General features: G+C 62.3%; 15 protein-coding genes. 4 read left to right on the top strand and 11 right to left on the bottom strand.

Features of this window, described 5'->3' with window-relative positions; genetic code table 11:
• Positions 1 to 2: 2 nt before the first annotated feature.
• The 7 genes from ACYU7Q_RS12350 to ACYU7Q_RS12320 all read right to left on the bottom strand — a co-directional run bounded on the left by ACYU7Q_RS12350 (position 3) and on the right by ACYU7Q_RS12320 (position 9,659).
• Positions 3 to 1,394 carry a peptidylprolyl isomerase gene (locus tag ACYU7Q_RS12350; RefSeq protein WP_460609732.1) on the bottom strand — a complete coding sequence of 464 codons (1,392 nt, stop codon included), beginning with the start codon at positions 1,392 to 1,394 and terminating at the stop codon, positions 3 to 5.
• 228 nt (positions 1,395 to 1,622) lie between these two features.
• Positions 1,623 to 3,938: a peptidylprolyl isomerase gene (locus tag ACYU7Q_RS12345; RefSeq protein ID WP_460609731.1), complete on the bottom strand. Its 2,316-nt coding sequence runs from the start codon at positions 3,936 to 3,938 to the stop codon at positions 1,623 to 1,625.
• A gap of 184 nt (positions 3,939 to 4,122) precedes the next feature.
• On the bottom strand, positions 4,123 to 4,536 hold the full coding sequence (locus ACYU7Q_RS12340) for an ATP-binding protein (protein ID WP_460609730.1): 414 nt from the start codon (positions 4,534 to 4,536) through the stop codon (positions 4,123 to 4,125).
• Positions 4,537 to 4,639: 103 nt separating this feature from the next.
• Positions 4,640 to 4,969 carry an STAS domain-containing protein gene (locus ACYU7Q_RS12335; protein WP_460609729.1) on the bottom strand — a complete coding sequence of 110 codons (330 nt, stop codon included), beginning with the start codon at positions 4,967 to 4,969 and terminating at the stop codon, positions 4,640 to 4,642.
• Positions 4,970 to 4,990: 21 nt separating this feature from the next.
• Positions 4,991 to 6,481 (bottom strand): PP2C family protein-serine/threonine phosphatase, encoded by a 1,491-nt coding sequence (locus ACYU7Q_RS12330; protein ID WP_460609728.1) that lies wholly within the window; start codon positions 6,479 to 6,481, stop codon positions 4,991 to 4,993.
• A 197-nt stretch (positions 6,482 to 6,678) separates the two neighbouring features.
• Positions 6,679 to 8,157, bottom strand: coding sequence for an IMP dehydrogenase (gene guaB / locus ACYU7Q_RS12325; RefSeq protein ID WP_460609727.1), 1,479 nt, complete (start codon positions 8,155 to 8,157; stop codon positions 6,679 to 6,681).
• An 89-nt stretch (positions 8,158 to 8,246) separates the two neighbouring features.
• Positions 8,247 to 9,659, bottom strand: coding sequence for an alpha/beta hydrolase-fold protein (locus ACYU7Q_RS12320; RefSeq protein WP_460609726.1), 1,413 nt, complete (start codon positions 9,657 to 9,659; stop codon positions 8,247 to 8,249).
• Between the two features lie 151 nt (positions 9,660 to 9,810).
• On the opposite strand from ACYU7Q_RS12320, the gene ACYU7Q_RS12315 reads away from it, so the two are divergent.
• Positions 9,811 to 10,662, top strand: coding sequence for an oxidoreductase (locus ACYU7Q_RS12315; RefSeq protein WP_460609725.1), 852 nt, complete (start codon positions 9,811 to 9,813; stop codon positions 10,660 to 10,662).
• A gap of 167 nt (positions 10,663 to 10,829) precedes the next feature.
• A complete protein-coding gene (locus tag ACYU7Q_RS12310) occupies positions 10,830 to 11,669 on the top strand; it encodes an FRG domain-containing protein (RefSeq protein ID WP_460609724.1) in 840 nt (279 codons plus the stop codon).
• Positions 11,670 to 11,678: 9 nt separating this feature from the next.
• Here ACYU7Q_RS12310 and ACYU7Q_RS12305 read toward each other — a convergent pair whose 3' ends face one another.
• Positions 11,679 to 12,593, bottom strand: a complete 915-nt coding sequence (locus ACYU7Q_RS12305) for a fatty acid desaturase (protein ID WP_460609723.1) — start codon at positions 12,591 to 12,593, stop codon at positions 11,679 to 11,681.
• A 114-nt stretch (positions 12,594 to 12,707) separates the two neighbouring features.
• On the bottom strand, positions 12,708 to 15,308 hold the full coding sequence (gene hrpB, locus ACYU7Q_RS12300; protein WP_460609722.1) for an ATP-dependent RNA helicase: 2,601 nt from the start codon (positions 15,306 to 15,308) through the stop codon (positions 12,708 to 12,710).
• A gap of 177 nt (positions 15,309 to 15,485) precedes the next feature.
• Between hrpB and ACYU7Q_RS12295 the strand changes: the two genes are divergently transcribed.
• Positions 15,486 to 15,968, top strand: coding sequence for a hypothetical protein (locus ACYU7Q_RS12295; protein WP_460609721.1), 483 nt, complete (start codon positions 15,486 to 15,488; stop codon positions 15,966 to 15,968).
• A 9-nt stretch (positions 15,969 to 15,977) separates the two neighbouring features.
• Here ACYU7Q_RS12295 and ACYU7Q_RS12290 read toward each other — a convergent pair whose 3' ends face one another.
• Together ACYU7Q_RS12290 and ACYU7Q_RS12285 are read right to left on the bottom strand one after the other, a co-directional pair.
• On the bottom strand, positions 15,978 to 16,766 hold the full coding sequence (locus ACYU7Q_RS12290) for a YqjF family protein (protein ID WP_460609720.1): 789 nt from the start codon (positions 16,764 to 16,766) through the stop codon (positions 15,978 to 15,980).
• A gap of 63 nt (positions 16,767 to 16,829) precedes the next feature.
• Entirely contained in the window at positions 16,830 to 17,162 is a 333-nt protein-coding gene (locus ACYU7Q_RS12285) for a rhodanese-like domain-containing protein (RefSeq protein WP_460609719.1), read from the bottom strand.
• Positions 17,163 to 17,234: 72 nt separating this feature from the next.
• On the opposite strand from ACYU7Q_RS12285, the gene pnuC reads away from it, so the two are divergent.
• Entirely contained in the window at positions 17,235 to 17,882 is a 648-nt protein-coding gene (gene pnuC / locus ACYU7Q_RS12280) for a nicotinamide riboside transporter PnuC (RefSeq protein ID WP_460609718.1), read from the top strand.
• Positions 17,883 to 17,900: the final 18 nt, after the last annotated feature.

Here is a 17,900-nt window from a genome sequence, read left to right as displayed (position 1 = left end):
CGTTATTTTTCCACCGCGTCCAGCACCTTGCACTGGGCGTATTCCGGCTCAACTTCGAGGTACACCGTGCCGCGGTTTTTGGCAAACCATTCGTCCAGCGCCTTCGTCTTTTTCTCGTTGAGGGCGGCGGCGGCAATTTTCTGGTAGTCGTCCTGCAGGTTGGCCTGGTGGGGCGGCGTGTTCGATTTCAGCCACAGGATGCGCATGGCGTCCTTGCCGTCGTCGGTGCGGTAGGGCATGGGCGGGGTGATGTGGCCCACCTTCATGGTGTCGATGGTGAAGAAGATGGCCGGGTCGAGCTTATCCAGCGGCAGGCGCGAGCCGCCGTCCTGGCGGTTGGCGAGCAGGCCGCCGTTGCTGCTGCTGGTTTTATCGGAGGAGTTATCCTTGGCGGCTTTGGCGAAGGTGATGCTGTCGGATAAAATCTGGCGGCGCAGGCGGGTCAGCAGCTTAGCCGAGGCGCTTATGTCAGACGAACCGGTTTCGGGCTTCAACAGAATGTGGCGCGTCGAATACGTGTTGCCCTTGCGCTCAATGAACTGAATGAGGTGGAAACCGAATTGCGACTGCACCACCGGCGACATCTGCCCCGGCTCCAGCTTCATCGACGCCGCCTCATACTCCGGCACCAGCTCGCCGCGCTTGAAAAAGCCCAGGTAACCGCCTTCCTTAGCTGAACCGGGGTCTTCCGAATTGGCCTTGGCGAGGGTGGCAAAGTCGGCCCCGGCCAGCACCTGCGCCCGGATATCATTGAGCTTGGCAATGGCGGCCTGCTTGGCCTTGTCGTTCACCTGTGCCGGCACCACAATCTGGCCTACTTCCACCTCAGTGCTGAAGTAGGGCAGGCTGTCTTTCGGAATGCGGGTAAAATACTGCGCCACCTCGCGCGGCGTCACCGCCACCTTGCCGGTGATGGTTTCCTGCATTTTCTGCTGCGTGAGCTGGTCCTTAATCTGGGGCCGCAGGTCGTCCTTCAGCGATTTGATGGACTTGCCGTACTGCTCTTCGAGGCGTTTTTCGGAGCCAATCTGTTGCGCGAAATAGGCCATGCGGCGGTCCACTTCGTTGTTCACCTGCTTGTCTTCCACCGTCACGGAGTCGACGTCGGCGCGGGCCAGCATCAGCTTGTTCAGCACCAGGCTTTGCAGGATTTTGCACTTCAAATCCGGGGGCAGCGCCTTGCCTTCGGCCCGGGCCACCTCCTGCGCGTAGATGAGCTCCACTTCGGAGCGCAGCACAATCTGGTTGTCCACCTTCACAATGATGCCGTCGAGCAGCTGCTGGCCTTTGGGCCGGCTGATGCCCAACTGGGCCTGAGAAGCGGGCGCAAAGCCCAGTAGCAGCAATAGCGTAAGCAGGGCCGACGCCACGGCGCGATTCACATTAACAAGCATAAAGTCGAATTGAAAAGCCGATGAGTAGGTGCCCCGGCCTGGTCCGTGCGGGGCTAACACCCAAACGGCCCCACAAATTTCACCATAAATCCGTTGGCAGACAAAAACAAGGAGCCGAAGCCCGCCCGGAAGGTTGCAGTCCGGCCCTGGGTGAATGAGCGAATGGCTGAATGAGTGAATGTTTATTGGTCATTCACCCATTCAGCCATTCGCTCATTCACCCAATGATTACTTGGTTACCAGCTTGCTCACTTCGGCCTCGTTCACTTTCACGGGGCGGGCGGCGCGCATCTGGGCAATCCATTCTTTTTCCAGGTAGGCCTGGTAGTCCGACGTGGCCTGACCGCGGGCTTCGGCCAGAGTTTTGGGGCCGGCGGGCAGCGTGCGGTCGATGGTGACGGCGTAGTAGCGGCCATCTTTCTGCACGTTGTAGGTGCCGGGGCCTTTGGTCATCAGCTCATCCATCACCTTGTTGTCGCCCTTCTGAAATACCTTCTGGCTGATTTGCACCGATAGCGGGTTCTGGTCGTTCATCTCCGACTCGATGGCGACCGGATTACCACTGAACAGCGCCACCTGTGCCGCACTGGTAGTGCCGGGCTTAGCCTGCACCATCTTGCGAATGCGGCTGGCGGCCACGCCCCGGCGGCGCAGTTGGCGCACCGTCGAATCGGCGCGGGCACTGGCCAGGCTAGCCTTTTCACCTTTTTTCACGCGGCCGGTGATGGTCACCTGCATGCTGGTATCCTGGGCCATGCGCTTGCTGATATCGTCCAGCGTCATGTTTCCTACTTTGCTTAGCGTGGTGCCAAAGTTGAAGGCCACGCTCTGGGGTACGTTGCGGGTGAGCGGGAAGCGGCCGGTTTTCATTTCTTTCTGCACGCGGGCCAGCAGGGCGGGCGTAGCGGCGCTCACCACGGTGCCCTGCACGCGCTGGTCCCACTGGTACTTGGCCTGGTTGTCGGCGAAGTATTTCTTCAGGCCCACGGTGTCCTCGATGGCCTTGCTCCACACCTTCTCATCCATCAATTGGAAGAGCAGGATGCCGTCGCGGTACTCCTTCACCAGCATGCGGTAGTCCTCATATTTGGTGTCGAGGCTGTTTTTCTCGAAGTCCGTCAGGCTCTGCTCCACGTACTGGTCGTAGAGCTGCTGCATGACAAAGGCCGGCTGCGCACCCGTGCGGGGCCGCTGGTTTTGCTGCACGTAACCCAGGAAATCCTTCACCAGATAAGGCTTGCCCTTGATGGTGAAAAGGGTTGAATTGTCGTTGGCCGCACCCTTTGCAGCCTTCATCGTAGCCGCGGGGGCTGTGTATTTGAAGCGGCCGGCCACCAGCGCCGTGTCAGCTTTACTGAGAGCGTAGGTTTTAGCGGCGGCCACTTCCGAGAACTGGTCTTCCTGGCGCACGCGCTTCAGGAAAGCGGCTTTGTTGAGCTCTGAGCGGGAATCCTTGGCCACTTTGCTTTTCAGGCTGGGCTCCATGTCGGCGAATTTGGCCAGGGGCTGGCGCTCAATCAGCTTGATGATGTGCCAGCCATAAGGCGTCTGAACCGGGGGAGCGAGGTCGCCGGGCTTTTGCAGCTTGAAGGCCGCATCCTCGAATGACGGAATCATGCGGCCAGTGCCGAAGGGCGGCAGCTCGCCACCATTGGCTGCCGAGCCGGCGTCTTCCGAAAACTGGGCCACGAGCTTGTCCCAGTTCTCACCCTTTTTCAGGCGGTTGTACAGTTCGTCGATTTTCTTCTTGGCGGTGAGCGAGTCGGCCTTGGCGGCGTTGGCGTTCATGCGAATCATGAGGTGGGCCACCTTGATTTCGCCTTGCGCCGCACGCTTGTCGTTCACCTTGATGATGTGGTAGCCGAAGCGCGTGCGGATGGGCTGCGACACCTGCCCCACGGGCGTTTTGTAGGCCGCCGACTCAAACGGGTACACCATCTGCATGGCCGTGAAGTAGCCCAGCTTGCCGCCGTTTTCCTTGGCCGACGGGTCTTCGCTGTTGGCGCGGGCCAGTTGGCCGAAATCGGCGCCCGACAGCGCCTGCTCACGCAGTTTCTCAATCTTCTGGTACGCAATCAGGGTGTCCTGCGGCGTGGCATCGGGGGCCACGCGCACGAGGATGTGCGAGGCGTTCACCTCCTGGCCCATGCGGTCGTAAGCCTCGCGCACCAACTGGTCGGTCACGCTTTTCTCGGTGAGGTAGGGCTGGGCCAGCTGCTGGCGGTAGCCCTCCAACTCGCGCTTGAAGGCCTGCGTGGTATCAAGGCCCTTCTGCTCGGCTTCCAGCACTTTCAGGCGGAAGTTGGTGTACAGGTCCAGGTAGTCGCTCACGCTCTGGCGGGTGCCGTAGTCGGGAGCCGAGCTGTTGTTTTTCCGGTAGACGTAGGCAAACTCGTTGGCCGGCACCGGGTACGTGCCCAGCGTTTCGACGGCCGGGCCGGTAGCAGTAGAAGCTGTGGTGGACGATGCGGCCGGTTTGGAGGTTTGGCAGCCAGCCAGCAGCGTGACAACGGCCGCACCGGCGTACAAAATGCGTTTATGCATAGGGAAAGTTAGAAGACAAAAGCGCTAAGCGAGTAGTAAGTAGCGGCGCGGGCATAAAATTACCGGTGCGAAATTAACTAATTTCCGGGCGGAATGGCGCAAGTTCCTTGCCGGATACGCTGGATAAAAAAAAGACCGTTGTGCCCGGCACAACGGTCTCAGAAATAAGGGCTGAAAGCAGGGCCTATGCCAAGTGCTTGCTGAGGTGGCATACCGTATGGTTGCCACGGGTGAAAAACTCTACGCGGTCCATGAGCCGGTTCACCAGCGTCATGCCCATGCCGCCCTTGCGGCCCTGCTGGATGTAGGCGTGGAAATCGGGGCTGACCGTGGGGCCGGGCAGGAAAATGGTGTCGCCGTTGTCGGCAATCTCCACGTTCAGGTCGTGCTTGTCAAAAGCCAGGGTAAGGTCCAGAAACTGGGTTTCGTCCTCGCCATTGGCGTGGATGATGAAGTTGGCCACCACCTCATCCACGGCCAGCACCACCTGGTTCACCGTCACCTCGGAAAGCTGCCGGCTATTGAGGTAATCCCGCACAAAGTCGCGCACCTGTTGCAGGTGGGCACGCGAACAGGCAATGCGGAGGGCAGATTTCATGAGGAGTTAAAGGGTAAGCGTTAAGGGTTAAGAGTTAATGATTGGAATTGACTGATGAAAGCAAATTCGGCTCTTAGCTCTTAACCCCTAACCCTTAACTGAATTAGGCGGCTTCGGCTTCGGTGAGGGTAGGAACGATGGTCATCAGCGCATCCAGGCCCAGGATTTCAAATACGTTGAATACTTTTTCCTGCATGTTGAAGAATACCAACTTCACGTTGGCATCCTGAAAGCGCTGAAGGTGCGAAATAAAAACGCCAAGGCCAGCCGAAGAAATATAGCTGAGTTTGGCGCAGTCAATCAGGACTTTGCGGTAACTAAGGATGTCGGGTTTAGCCAGCTCGGTATCAAGCACAATAGCGGAGCTAGCGTCCAGCTCGCCATCGAGCTGGAGGGTAAGGGTGTCGGCGGAGGGTTGTGCAGTAACTTTCATAATGAGGGCGATACGTCAGGCCTACGGTAGGGGTTGGGCCGACTTGAATTTAATAACGAGCAGGGTCTGGTCGTCGTGGATAGGGTGGCCGTGGGTAAAGGCGTTGAGGTCGTCGAGGATGAAGTTTTTAATGTCCTCCGCCTCCTGAAAATAACTTTCCTCTAAGCGCAGCTTGAGGCGGTCTTCGCCGTATTCGTCCGTGCCCGAGCCGCCGCGCGCCTCCACAATGCCATCGGTGTAAATCACCATTACGTCGCCGGGGCTGTAGTCGTAAAACTGGTTTTTGATGTGCTTCTCGTAGCTCTCGTTCCGGATGATGCCGAGACCGAGGCCGGCCGAGTCGAAGTAAAAAACCTCCTCGCGCAGGGCGTGGTAGTAAAGCGTGTGGCAATGCCCGGCGCGGGCAAATACGAAGCCACCCTGCTCATAGTCAATGATGTAGAGCGAAGAGGTGATGAACGACGACTTCTCCAGGCAGTGGATAAGGGCAGTGTTGGCCTGGGCCATGAACTTGCTGGGCACCGGGAATTTGTCGCGCTCGTTCTTCGCCAGCGGGTTTTCCTGCATCAGCGAGTGGAAAATCCCCTTCATCTGGGCCATGTGGAAGGCAGCGGTCACGCCCTTGCCACTCACATCGCCGATGATGACGGCCAGCCGCCGGCCCGGTAGGTGCAGGAAGTCGTAGAAATCGCCGCCTACTTCCTTGGCCGCCAGCGAGTGCGAGCTGATTTCGAACCAGTTATCGGTGGGTAGATTCTTCGGGATGAGACTATCCTGGACTTGGGAGGCGATTTTCAGCTCTTCCTGAGTGCGCTGATTGGCCAGGGAGGTCCGCATCAGCTCCAGGTTTTCGATGCTGAGCACTGCCTGGCCGGTGAAGGTCTGGAGGATGCTGAGGTCTTCGCGGTTGAAGGTGCCAGGCTCTACTTTCAGCAGATACAGGGTGCCGTAGTTGAAGTGCAGGCCATGCAGTGGCAACTGAATAAGTGAGCGAAATGCCTGTGCAGTACCTACAAAGCCGGGGCGACGGTTTAAGTCATTCGTCACATACTCGCCCTCTACCAAAGGGTGGGCGCGCAGGACCGTGCGCAGGGCCTCGGCCTGCTCGGGCGTGATATTGTAATACTGAGTGGCGTTGGTGTCGTCGGTACCGGTGTGGTTGGGGTCGAGGTCGAGCCAGGCGGCATCGGCCCGCACGGTTTCCACGGCTGATTCCAGTAATATGCCATACACTTCGGTAGAGGTCTGGCCCCGCTGGACAATCTGGGCCAGACGCTGCAGGCTCAGCATTTCGCTCTCGCGGAGGGCGGCCGGGGTAGCATTGCGCAGCGCGGCCGACGAACGGAAAAACAGCTTGGCCAGTACCGCCAGCGTGCCTAGGTCGGCCAGCAGCAGCAGCCAGATGGCCCACGACGCGGACCCGGAGCCGTCATCAGCCAGCAAATTGCTGACGGCCAGCGCTCCGCTCAGCAGCGCTAGTAAAAAACCAATGTATAGTAACGGATGACGCACAGACAGAAACCAGGAATAACACAAGCACACCAGCCCGCCGCGCCTTCGCGGGCGCTCAACCGGCGTGCAAGATACAATCGGCGGTTCGAAAAGGCTCCATCCGATAAAAAGCATAAAAATGGGCAATGCCGGCCGTAGCCAGCATTGCCCATTGTAGTTCAAATCCCTAACCCGGCTTTGGTAAGATAGCTACCTGGCTAGCGGCTCGAATAATTCGGCGCTTCGCGGGTAATCTGTACGTCGTGCGGGTGCGATTCGCGCAGGCCAGCCCCGGTGATGCGCACAAACTGCGCCGCTTGCAGGGCTTCAATGTTGGCCGCGCCCACGTAGCCCATGCCGGCCCGCAGGCCGCCCGCCAGCTGGTAAATCACCTCCGAAACGTTGCCTTTAAAGGGTACGCGGCCCACAATGCCTTCGGGCACCAGCTTTTTTACGTCGTCTTCAGCATCCTGGAAGTACCGGTCCTTGCTGCCGTCTTCCATGGCCTCGACCGAGCCCATGCCGCGGTAGGACTTGTACTTGCGGCCTTCGTAAATGATGAGGTCGCCGGGGGCTTCCTCGGTGCCGGCCAGCAGCGAGCCCACCATCACGGCGGCGGCACCGCCGGCCAGGGCCTTCACGAGGTCGCCCGAGAACTTGATGCCACCGTCGGCCACCAGCGTCACGCCGGTGCCTTCGAGGCCCTTGGCGGCTTCGAGCACGGCCGAAAGCTGCGGCACGCCAATGCCGGCAATGATGCGCGTGGTGCAGATAGAGCCCGGGCCCACGCCCACTTTCACTACGTCAGCCCCGGCGTCGGCCAGGGCCTTGGCGCCGGCGGCGGTGGCCACGTTGCCAGCCATCACATCGAGGTTGGGGTAGGCGGCTTTGATGGCGCGCACGGCGTCCATCACACCTTTGGAATGGCCGTGGGCGGTGTCAAGGCTCACGATGTCCACGCCGGCTTCGACCAACGCCGCCACGCGCTGGAGCAGGTCGGGCGTCACACCCACGGCAGCGCCCACGCGCAGGCGGCCCAGATGGTCCTTGCTGGCGTGAGGGGCCCGCCGGCGCTTGCGGATGTCCTTATAGGTCATCAGGCCGGCGAGGCGGCCTTCGCTGTCTACCAGCGGCAGCTTGTCGACTTTGCTGTCGGTGAGCAGGGTTTCGGCCGCGGCCTGGGTAATGCCGGCGGGGGCCGTGACCAGGCGGGAGAGGGGCACCATCACGGTGGTGACGGGCTGGTTCATGTCTTTCTCGAAGCGCAAGTCGCGGCTGGTGAGGATGCCTTCGAGGACGTGGCCGCCGTTCACGACCGGAATGCCGCCGATGTTGTGCTTGCGCATCAGCTGGCGGGCATCGCCCAGGGTGGCGGTGGGCGGCAGGGTGAAGGGGTCCTGAATCAGGGCTGACTCGCTGCGCTTCACGCGGCGCACCTGCTCGGCCTGCGCCTTGATGGACATGTTCTTGTGAATGATGCCCAGGCCGCCTTCCTGCGCCAGCGCAATGGCCATGTCCGACTCCGTAACGGTGTCCATGGCCGCCGAAATCAGCGGGGTTTGCAGCCGGATGTTGTTGGTGAGGCGGGTGCCGGTGTCGCAGTCACGGGGCAAAACCTCGGAGTACGCTGGCAGCAGCAATACGTCGTCGTAGGTGAGGGCCTCGAAGGCAATTTTGGGGGTTGCGGAATCCGCCATGGCAAAAGGGGTTGGGGGTTAATGCCTTTTGCCAGTCAAAGATACGGCGGGAAGTTGGGTTGGACGCCCGCTTTCCCGCCGCCTTGTAATTATTCTTTGGTGAATTTGCTTGTGCCCACCGCGCTGCCGGCCGTGAGGCGCGAGAGGTATAGGCCCGAGGCCAGGCGGCTCACATCCACGGCCTGCCCGTTGCGCACGCGGGTACGCAGCACAGCTTGGCCCCGCGCATCGCTGATTTCGAGCAATGCTTCGCTGGCCACGTTGGTGGGCAGCAACACGCGCAGTTCGCGGGTGGTGGGGTTGGGATAGAGGCTCACCGCGAGAGTCTGAGCGGTGCGGGCAGCCGTGGCCGTGGCGGGCGCATACAGCCAGGAATAGCCAGCCGGAAACTCGCGCTTCCAGAACCATTCGGCGTGCTGGCCGTCGGTGCGGGTGTTAAAGTTGAGGTTGGCAGCCGGCACGCCGCCGCGCTGCAGCGAGTCGCGGATAGCAGCCATATCGGATGCCATGGTGGTGCTTTCGGTGGTGCCGCTCACGAAGTAGAAACGGGTGTTGGGGTTGGCCGGGTGCTGGTGGGCATAGGCGGCCAGCTGCGGGTAGGCGAACCAGTAGGCCGGCGAAAACGAGGCTACTTTGCCAAATACCGATGGCTCGCGCAGGGCTGCGTAGGTGGCAATGAGCGCGCCCATGCTGGAGCCGCCGATGCCCGTGTTGGCGCGGTCGGGCAGGGTGCGGTAATTGGTGTCGATGTACGGCTTAATAGTTTGGACCAGAAAGTCCACATATAAGTCACCCTGGCCGCCGCCGTATTGCGGGTTGTTCCAAGGCGAGTATTCGTCGAGGCGGTTGGCGCTGTTATCAATGGCTACCACGATGCAGCCGGTAGGGTCCTGGCCGCTGGCCGCCAGCTGATTCAGGGCCTCATCTACGCCCCACTCGCCGGCGAAGGACGTAGCAGCGTCAAACACGTTCTGGCCATCCTGCATGTATAATACAGGGTAGTGGCGGCCACTGGTAGCGTAGCCGGGGGGCAGATAGAGCCACACGCGGCGGGTACGGCCCAGTTGTGGCATGGCAAACGTGGTCGAAATCACGCTCACGTTGGCTGCGGCCGTGGAGGTTGGGCCGCCACCGCCGGGCCCGGCCAAATCCTCCCAATTCAGCACTTGGCAGAGCACGGTGGCCGCGCTGGTGCCGAACGTGTAGGTGCGGTTGGGCACCGAACCGTTCGAGGCATTGGTTTCGACGGCCGCCCAGGAGCCGCGCGTAAACTTGTATTCCATGGCACCAGTGGCGGCGGGCAGCGTGATTTGGTAGCTGCCGTCGGCGTTGTGGGTGAGGGCGTGGGCCGCGCTGCCAGGATTCCAGCTATTGAAGGTGCCCGCGATGTAGAGCGTGGCGTTGGCCGGCGTATTGGCCGGCACGGCCGTGATTTTGAAAGTGACCTGGGCCTGGGCAGCGAAGCCAAGGAAGGCCAGTAGCAGCGTGAAAAGCTTTCTCATAGCAGCGGGTGGGATTTGGTGGGAAGGATAGTAAGAAAACGGGACACGAAGGTACGGCTGGGGCGGCTCGCCCACCCGGCGCCGGACTGGCCGCAAACAATTCGCCGCCCCAAACCGTCTTAGCACCTACCATTTTATCCAAATGCCCCTTATGTCTGACTCCACTGCCAAAACCTGGTTCATTACCGGGGCCTCGTCTGGCTTCGGCGAAGCCCTGGCCGACTACGTACTTGAAAAGGGCGACCGCGTGGCCGCTACCTTCCGCAAGCCCGAACAGGCCGACGAATTCACCAAAAAAGCTGATGGCCGTACCTTGGGTCTGGTCTGCGACGTGACCGATGAGGCCACTGTCAAAACAGCCATTGCCGATGCAATTGCCAAATTCACCCGGCTCGACGTCATCGTAAACAACGCGGGCTATGGCTCGATGGGCAGCATTGAAGAAGTACCCGCTGAGGAAGTGCAGCGTCAGTTCGATGTGAACGTGTTTGGCGCGTTGCACGTGCTGCGGGCCGTGCTGCCGCAGTTGCGCAAGCAGCGCTCGGGCCACGTGCTCAACATCACCAGCATCGGCGGGCTGAAAACTTTCCCGGGCGTGGGCATTTACAATGCCTCTAAATTTGCCCTGGAGGCCATTGGCGAGAGCCTGAGCCAGCAGGTGGGGCCGCTGGGCATTAAGGTGACGAACATCGAGCCCAGTGGTTTCCGCACGAAATGGGCGGGCGAGTCGGCCACCATCGCCGATACCAAAATTGACGATTACCAAGCCACTGTGGGCGAAAACCTGCGCGGCATTCAAGGCTACAGCGGCAAGCAGCCCGGCGACCCCGTGCGCGCCGCCAAAGCCATGTATGATGTAGTGCAGTTGGAGAACCCGCCGCTGCACCTGCCCCTCGGCAAAGCAGCCGTGAAGGGTGCCCGCGAGAAATTCGCCGGCATTGCCAAGGAGCTGGAGCAATATGCTGCCGTGGGCGACGCGGCGGATTTTCCGGCGGGGGAGTAAGTAACGTATGAGGTAGGGGCGGGGTCGTACCCGGTAGGGCTTGTCCCCGCCCGGTCGTTAAACAGAATCGTTGGGTCGGTTCTGACGGTCGGGCGGGGACAAGCCCTACCGGGTACGACCCCGCCCCTACCTCATACCAGCTTTCTCGCCTGGCGTATCTTCGCCCCATGCCTCTTTCCGCCAACGACTACGAAGCCACTTCCTGGGAAGACTTGCAAAGGCTGCTGTTCCAGGATACCTGGGATGCGCGCATTGGGCGGTTCCGGTCGCCGTTTGTGTACCGGGGCGGCCGTTCGCGCCATTTTCAGCTCGAAACCAGTTTGCAGCGATTGGGTGGTGAGTACCAGAACCTAGAGCATCACCTGCTGCGCAACTTCCGCAAGTACGCCCGCGAAACTAGCCTGCCAACTACCACCAGCAGTACCTGGGACTGGCTGGCGTTGGCCCAGCACCACGGCCTGCCCACCCGCCTGCTCGACTGGACGTACTCGCCCTACGTAGCCCTGCACTTCGCTACCGACGATATTGCCGCCTACCACGAAGACGGCATTATTTGGGCGCTGAACTACGTAAAAGCCGCCGAGCACCTGCCCCAGCGCCTGCGCCAGGCCCTGCAAGCCGAAGGCTCCAACGTCTTCACTTCCGAGCTGCTGCTGCCCGTGAGCAGCAGCCTGCGCGAACTGGAGGAGTTGCAGGCCGAGCCCTACGTGCTATTTCTGGAGCCGCCCAGCCTCGATGCCCGCATTGTGCACCAGTACGCGCTGTTTTCGTTGATGAGTACGGCCCAGAGCGTGCTGCACGATTGGCTGGCCGACCGCCCGGAGCTGTATTTCCGCATCATCATTCCGGCCCGCCTCAAATGGGAGGTGCGCGATAAGCTTGACCAGGCCAACATCACCGAGCGGGTGCTATTGCCGGGGCTCGGCGGCCTCAGCCGCTGGCTGCACCGCCACTACTCGCCCCGCGCCGATGGCAAGAATTTCCTGGATGATAATGAGATGCGCTAAGCCGGGCAGCTAGCCCTGCCACGGCCAGCGCCAGCGGAAACTGTGCTCCTTGGCCCGGGCTTTCTGGGTGTGGTCGCGGCCGACTACCTGCACATCCCACACCAGGCCCACGGCGCGCAGGGCGGCCACCAGGTACCAGCCCAAGTCGAGTTCGTACCACTCAGTGCTCATTTTGGCCGAGCTAGGGTGGGCGTGGTGGTTGTTGTGGAAGCCCTCGCCGAAGGACAGCGCGCCCAGCACCCAATTGTTGTAGCCGTGCTCGGTGGCGTCGTCGATGTCGTAGCGGGCGTAGCCATATTTGTGCGAGATAAAACCCACAAACCAGTGCCCCAAAATGGTGATGCTGATGCGCAACGGCACGCACACTATCATGGACTCAAACCCGAAAAAAGCCCAGATAAGGCCAGCCGCTGCCAATACGTGCAGATACCAGGTTTTCTCGAGGAAGGCCAGCCAGGGGTCGTACAGGTCTTCGGCGGGGATTTCATAGCGGCCGATGTCGCCCGATTTCAGGGCAAAATGCAGGTTCCAGTAGTAGTCCTTCGCAATGGAATGGTCGTAGCGGAAGTAAGCCGGGCAGTCCATGCGGTTCTGCCAATAGTCGCGGAAGTAGTGCACCCGCACCCACGACAGCGGCCCGCCCAGCCCCGTATGCACGAATAAATAGGCCAGCAGCCCCCGCATAAACCGGGCGCAACGGTACGAGCGGTGAATGATGCCGCGGTGCAAGCCAATGGAATGCCCAAAGCCCACCGTAATCACCGTAATCAAGGCCGAGGCCAGGCTGCGCGGCCCGGATAAACTGGAAAAGCCCCAGACCAGCGCCGGCGTAAGCATCAGGTAGAGCCAAACGATTTTTAGCCAGCCCGGCGTGAGCCGGTCACCGGCAATAACCGGCGCTTCGGAAGGAGCAGTAACAGCCATGTAACAGTGGAAAAAGCCTGATTTTCTACGAAGTTACGCTACGGTTGCGCGGCGGCGAAATGGTTTTTTAGTCAGTGGTTTTGCTGCGCCGAAACTGATGGTACAGCCGTGGTTTTATTGCCCCAACCGCTTTTTCGTGAGGCGGGTTGGAATGTGCTCCATCGGCTTATCGGGCCAGGGGTGGCGCGGGTAGCGGCCTTTCAAATCCTTCCGCACTTCGAAGTAACCCTTCTCCCAGAAGCTGCGCAGGTCGCGCGTTACCTGCGCCGGCCGGCCGCCGGGCGAAAGCAGGTGCAGCAGCAGCGCCACGCGGCCGGCGGCCACGGTAGGCGTTTCCGTGAGGCCGAACAGCTCCTGCAATTTCACGGCCAGCACGGGAGCAGCCGGGTCGCTGTAATCGAGGGTAATGTGCGAGCCGCTGGGCACTTCCAGCGCGGCCGGCGCCAGGCGGTCCAGCTCCTGGCGCTGGTTCCAGCCGCCGGGCAGGCGCGCCAGTAGCGGCTCATATAGGTCGAGGCGCTGCACCTGGTCGAGGGTTTTGAGGCCATTGAGGTGTGGGCCGAGCCATTCGGCCATTTCCTCCGCCAGCGTGGCGTCGTCATAAGCGGGCCACGGTTCCGACGATTCCGTAGCCGGGAAATGCTGCCGCAGAAACTCCAGTCGCTGCTGCAGCTGGCGAGCGGCGGGCGTCCAGTTCAGCTTGCTCACGCCAGCTTCCTGCAAATAATCCAGCAGGGCTCGCGCTACCAGTGCCGCATCGGGCTGGCCGATGATTTTTTCATCGAGCAGCAACGCGCCCAGCCGGCGCACGCGGCGGCCGGTCACGCGCTGGGAGGCGGCGTCGTAGCGCACTTCGTCGGTGGTCGTAATCTGGTCGGCGAAGGCTAGTTCCAACTCATCCTGCCCGAGCGGGGCCGCCAATGTCGCACGTGGGGCCGAGGCCGTGCCCGCCAGGTGGGCCACCGCGAAAAACGTGGCTTGCGGGTCTACATCTGTCGTGTTCAAGCTCACGCGCTGGCCGGTCACAAGGCGTAGTCGGTCGTGGGTTTCGCGCTGCGCCAGCCGGTCGGGATAGGCCAGCGCGGTGAGCAGGCCCACCGGAGCTTGAGCAATGGAATAAGTCGGGGAACTGGCGGATTTGCCCAGACGGCCGGTGAGGTTGCGAGCCACATCGCGCGCCCGCTGCAACGTAGCGTGGTGCAGCGCCAGGCCGGGCAGGGGCAGGCGGCCGCTGGCCAGCGCTTCGAGACGCAGGCGCAGGTCGGGCGGGGCGGGGCGGGTATCGGTAAGGGCGGCCCAACGTAGCAAGTCGCGCTCGGCCAGCAGCGCGGCCAGTGAGGCGGCGGCGGGGCCGTGGCCCAGTTCCTGCCCGCGCACCACCAGATGGCCCAGGCGCGGCGGCAGGCCCAGCGCGGCCAGCTGCCGGCCGTGGGGAGTTGGCTTTGCTGTTGTGCTATCAGCAATTAAAGCTCCCAGCCGCAACAGTAGCTCGGTGGCCTGGGCAAACGCCGCGGCCGGCGGTACGTCCAGCCAGCGCAAACTCGTAGGCTCGGTCGCGCCCCAGAGGGCCAGCTCCAGCGCAAGACTGCTAAGGTCGGCGGTGTGGATTTCGGGCGGACGGTGGGCGGGTAGGTTGTGGTGCTCGGCTTCGGTCCAGAGGCGGTAGCAGGTGCCGGGGGCCAGGCGGCCGGCGCGGCCCCGGCGCTGGTCGGCGGCGGCGCGGGCCACGGGCACGGTTTCGAGAGTGGTGAAACCGGTGCGCGGCACGAAGCGCGGCACCCGCGCAAATCCGCCGTCAATTACTACCCGCACGCCTTCGATGGTGAGGCTGGTTTCGGCAATGCTCGTGGCCAGGATGACCTTGCGCCGGCCGCTGCCCACCGGGCGCAGGGCGGCATCCTGTGCTTCGAGTGGCAGTTCGCCGTGTAGTAAGTGCAGGTCGACGTGGTCGGGCAGCGACTCAAGTTTGCGGGCGCTGCGTTGCAAGTCGCCCACGCCGGGCAGGAAAACCAGGATGTCGCCCTCCGGGTGCGCGTTTAGCGCGGCTTTTACCTGGGCGGGCACCAGCTCGGCCAGCCGCTCATTGGGCTTGTTAGGCAGGGCCGCGGCGCGGCGCGGGTCTAAATAGTGCGTCTCAATCGGAAACAGGAAACCCGCCGACGATACCACCGGCGCAGGAAGCCATTGGCCCAGCCGCTGCGCCTCCAGCGTAGCGCTCATGATGAGAATGCGCAGCTCGGGCCGCAGCACCGCCTGCGCATCCAACGCCAATGCCAGGCCCAAATCCGCGTTCAGACTCCGCTCATGAAATTCATCAAACACCACGGCGGCCACGCCTTCCAGCGCCGGGTCGTCCTGAATCATGCGCGTGAGAATGCCTTCGGTAATAACTTCCACGCGGGTTTCCCGGCTCACTTTGCTATCCAGCCGCACGCGGTAGCCGATGGTGCGGCCCACGGGCTCGCCCAGCAGCTGGGCCAGGCGGGCGGCCGCGCCGCGCACGGCCAGCTGGCGGGGCTCCAGCACCAGAATTTTATCCTCCGGGTTGCGCCATTCGGCGGCCAGCAGTTCCAGCGGAACCACCGTAGTTTTGCCCGCGCCGGGCGGCGCTTCCAGCACCACGCGGCTGTGGGCCGCCAGCGCGGCCCGCAATTCGGGCAGCGCCGCAATAATGGGCAGGTCGGGAAGGGGCGGCAGGACGAAGGCGTTGGGCATTGGGCCCAAAATTACGGCCGGAACCGGGGCTACGGCTCCATGTGCGGCGACGAGACAAGCAGGAAGCACGATGCATCAGTTGCGGCTGATTGCCGAAACGGCGCTAAGTTTGATTCGCGGCCATTTCGCGCTCTACTCGTCATGTCACTTAATCAAACTGCCTCTCTACCTTCCCATGTGGCCGCCCTTGCCTACCTGCCCGCCATGCGGCAGTTTTTGGCCGAAATTGGTATTCCCACCCAGGAGGTCGAACTTACTATCGATACTTTTCTGCCCGGCATCCTCATCGAAAACGGCGGCTTGCTGATTGACCCCGCCAAGCTGCTCTACCCCGGCGACATATTGCACGAGGCCGGCCACCTGGCCGTGACGCCTGCCGCCGAACGCGCCCAGCTTGCGGGCAACGTAATGGCCGGCAAGCCCGACCAGAACGGCACCGACGGCGAAGAAATCGTGGCCATGCTCTGGTCGTACGCCGCCAGCGAGGCCATCGGCCTGCCGCCCGAAATCGTGTTTCACCCCGATGGCTACCGCAACGCCAGCAACTGGATGCTGGACAACTTCCGTCAGGGCATCTACCCCGGCCTGCCATTGCTGGTCTGGATGGAACTGACGACAAACGAAGGCTTCCCCAAAATGACGCGCTGGCTGCGCGAATAGCGCCGCTGGCTAGACCTGCTGCATGGGCCACAACTCTACGCTCACGGGACCGCCGGCATGCACCACGGGCTTGCCGGCGGGCGTGGGCAGGCCGTGGCCTTCTATCAGGTTCGACTCCAAGTGCAGCACCTGGGCGGTGCTGAGCGGCCACGGTGCGTGTGCCACCCGACCCCGGTAAAGCTTGGTTTGGGCCTTGTTGCTGGTGTAGAGCGCGTACCGTTCGGTGAGAAAAAATGCCAGCGAGCCGGGCTCCGACGGCGGCAGCGGCGCCCCAATTTTCCAGGTGGCGCGGAAGCTGGCGGGCGGCGCCCCGCCGTGGGTGCGGGTGGCCGTGAACTGCCGCAAATCGGCGCTGGGCTTTTCCAGGCGCATGTCGGCGCGCAGGTAGGGCAGCCGGAAAAACGTGCGCGCCACCCATACGGCCAGCGCGTTGGTGGCATCGAGGGAGAAAAACCACACGCCCGGCACGCCGTCCAGATGCACGTAAGTACGCACGTTCAACTCCAGGAAAGCATTAGTGCCCGGCATTTCCGGCGTGAGGCGCGTGCGCACCTTGCTCATCTGAAACGGCACCACCGCCAGCCACGCCATGCCGTCGTGAAGGTCGATTTTGAGGCGGGGCGGCAGGTGCGGCTGCAGCAATTCGGCCGGCACCGGCCAGTGCAGAAACAGCAGCTCGCTCCACTGCTGGCGCAGCAGGGGCAGGCCTTCGGGCCGCTCGCGCAGGGCCAAGCGGTCCGAAAGGGTAGGGGCGAGGGAAGAAGGGACGGGGCTGGTGGGCAGCGGAAAATCGGGCATGAAGAGCGGCAACGGTTGGCAGGGATAACAATAAACCCCGGCAAGTGGCGGCCGCGGCTGGCCCTAATACGTGGGAAATGCCGGGTCGACCCGGGCGGCCCAGGCATCTACGCCGCCGCGCAGGTTGAGGACGTTGGTGCGGCCCAGGCGCTGGCGCAGGTAGCCCAGGGCGTGGGCCGAGCGCACGCCGTGGTGGCAAATGACCACCACCGGCCCCTCGGTGCGGATTTCGGCGGCGCGGCGCGGCAGCTCGTCCAGGGGCAGCAGCAGGCTGCCGGGCAGGTGGCAATACTCGAACTCCATTTCCTCGCGCACGTCGATGAGCTGAATATCGTCGCCGGCTTGCAGGCGGCGGTGCAGGTCTTCAGGGCTGATTTCTAGGGAGAAGCTGGGCATGGGGCGGGGTTGAAGCTGCAAAAATAGGCCCGCCGCGTTCTACCTTGCAGCTTCGTACCAGGCCGTGCCCGCGTGTTTGCTTCTTTGTTGCTCGATATTCCGACGTCGTTTGTGCAGTACTGGCACGCCACCACCGCGCTGGAGCTGGTGGCCGTGGTCACGGGGTTTGCCTGCGTGTGGCTGGCCGCGCGCGAGTCCATCTGGAACTTCCCGGTGGCCATCATCAGCTGCCTGCTCTACGTTTTCGTCTACTACCGGGCGCGGCTCTATTCCGATTGCTACCTCCAGGTTCTGTTCATCGCCCTCAGCATTTACGGCTGGTACGAGTGGCTGTACGGTGGCCGCAACGATACCGAGCTGGGCGTGACGCACACCACGCGCCGCGAGTGGCTGGCTGGCGCGGCGTTCGCCCTGGCTTTCACCCTGGGCTTCGGCTACTACCTGCATTACAACACCGATGCCTCGCTGCCGCACCTCGACAGCTTCACCACCGCCGGCAGCATCGTGGCCCAGTACCTGCTCACCCGCAAGCGCCTCGAAAACTGGCTCATCTGGATATTGGTGGACCTGATTTACGTGCCCGTGCTCTGGTACAAAGACCTTTACCCCACCAGCCTGCTCTACGCCCTCTACCTGGGCCTGGCCGCCTACGGCTACTGGCAGTGGCGGCGCGAGCTGGCCCGGCCCGTGGCCGCACCGCCGGAAACGGCCACCGCCTGAGCGGTTTCGTAATGCCGT

Source organism: Hymenobacter terrigena (genome assembly GCF_054776515.1).
This window is presented reverse-complemented; position numbering and strand designations above follow the sequence as displayed.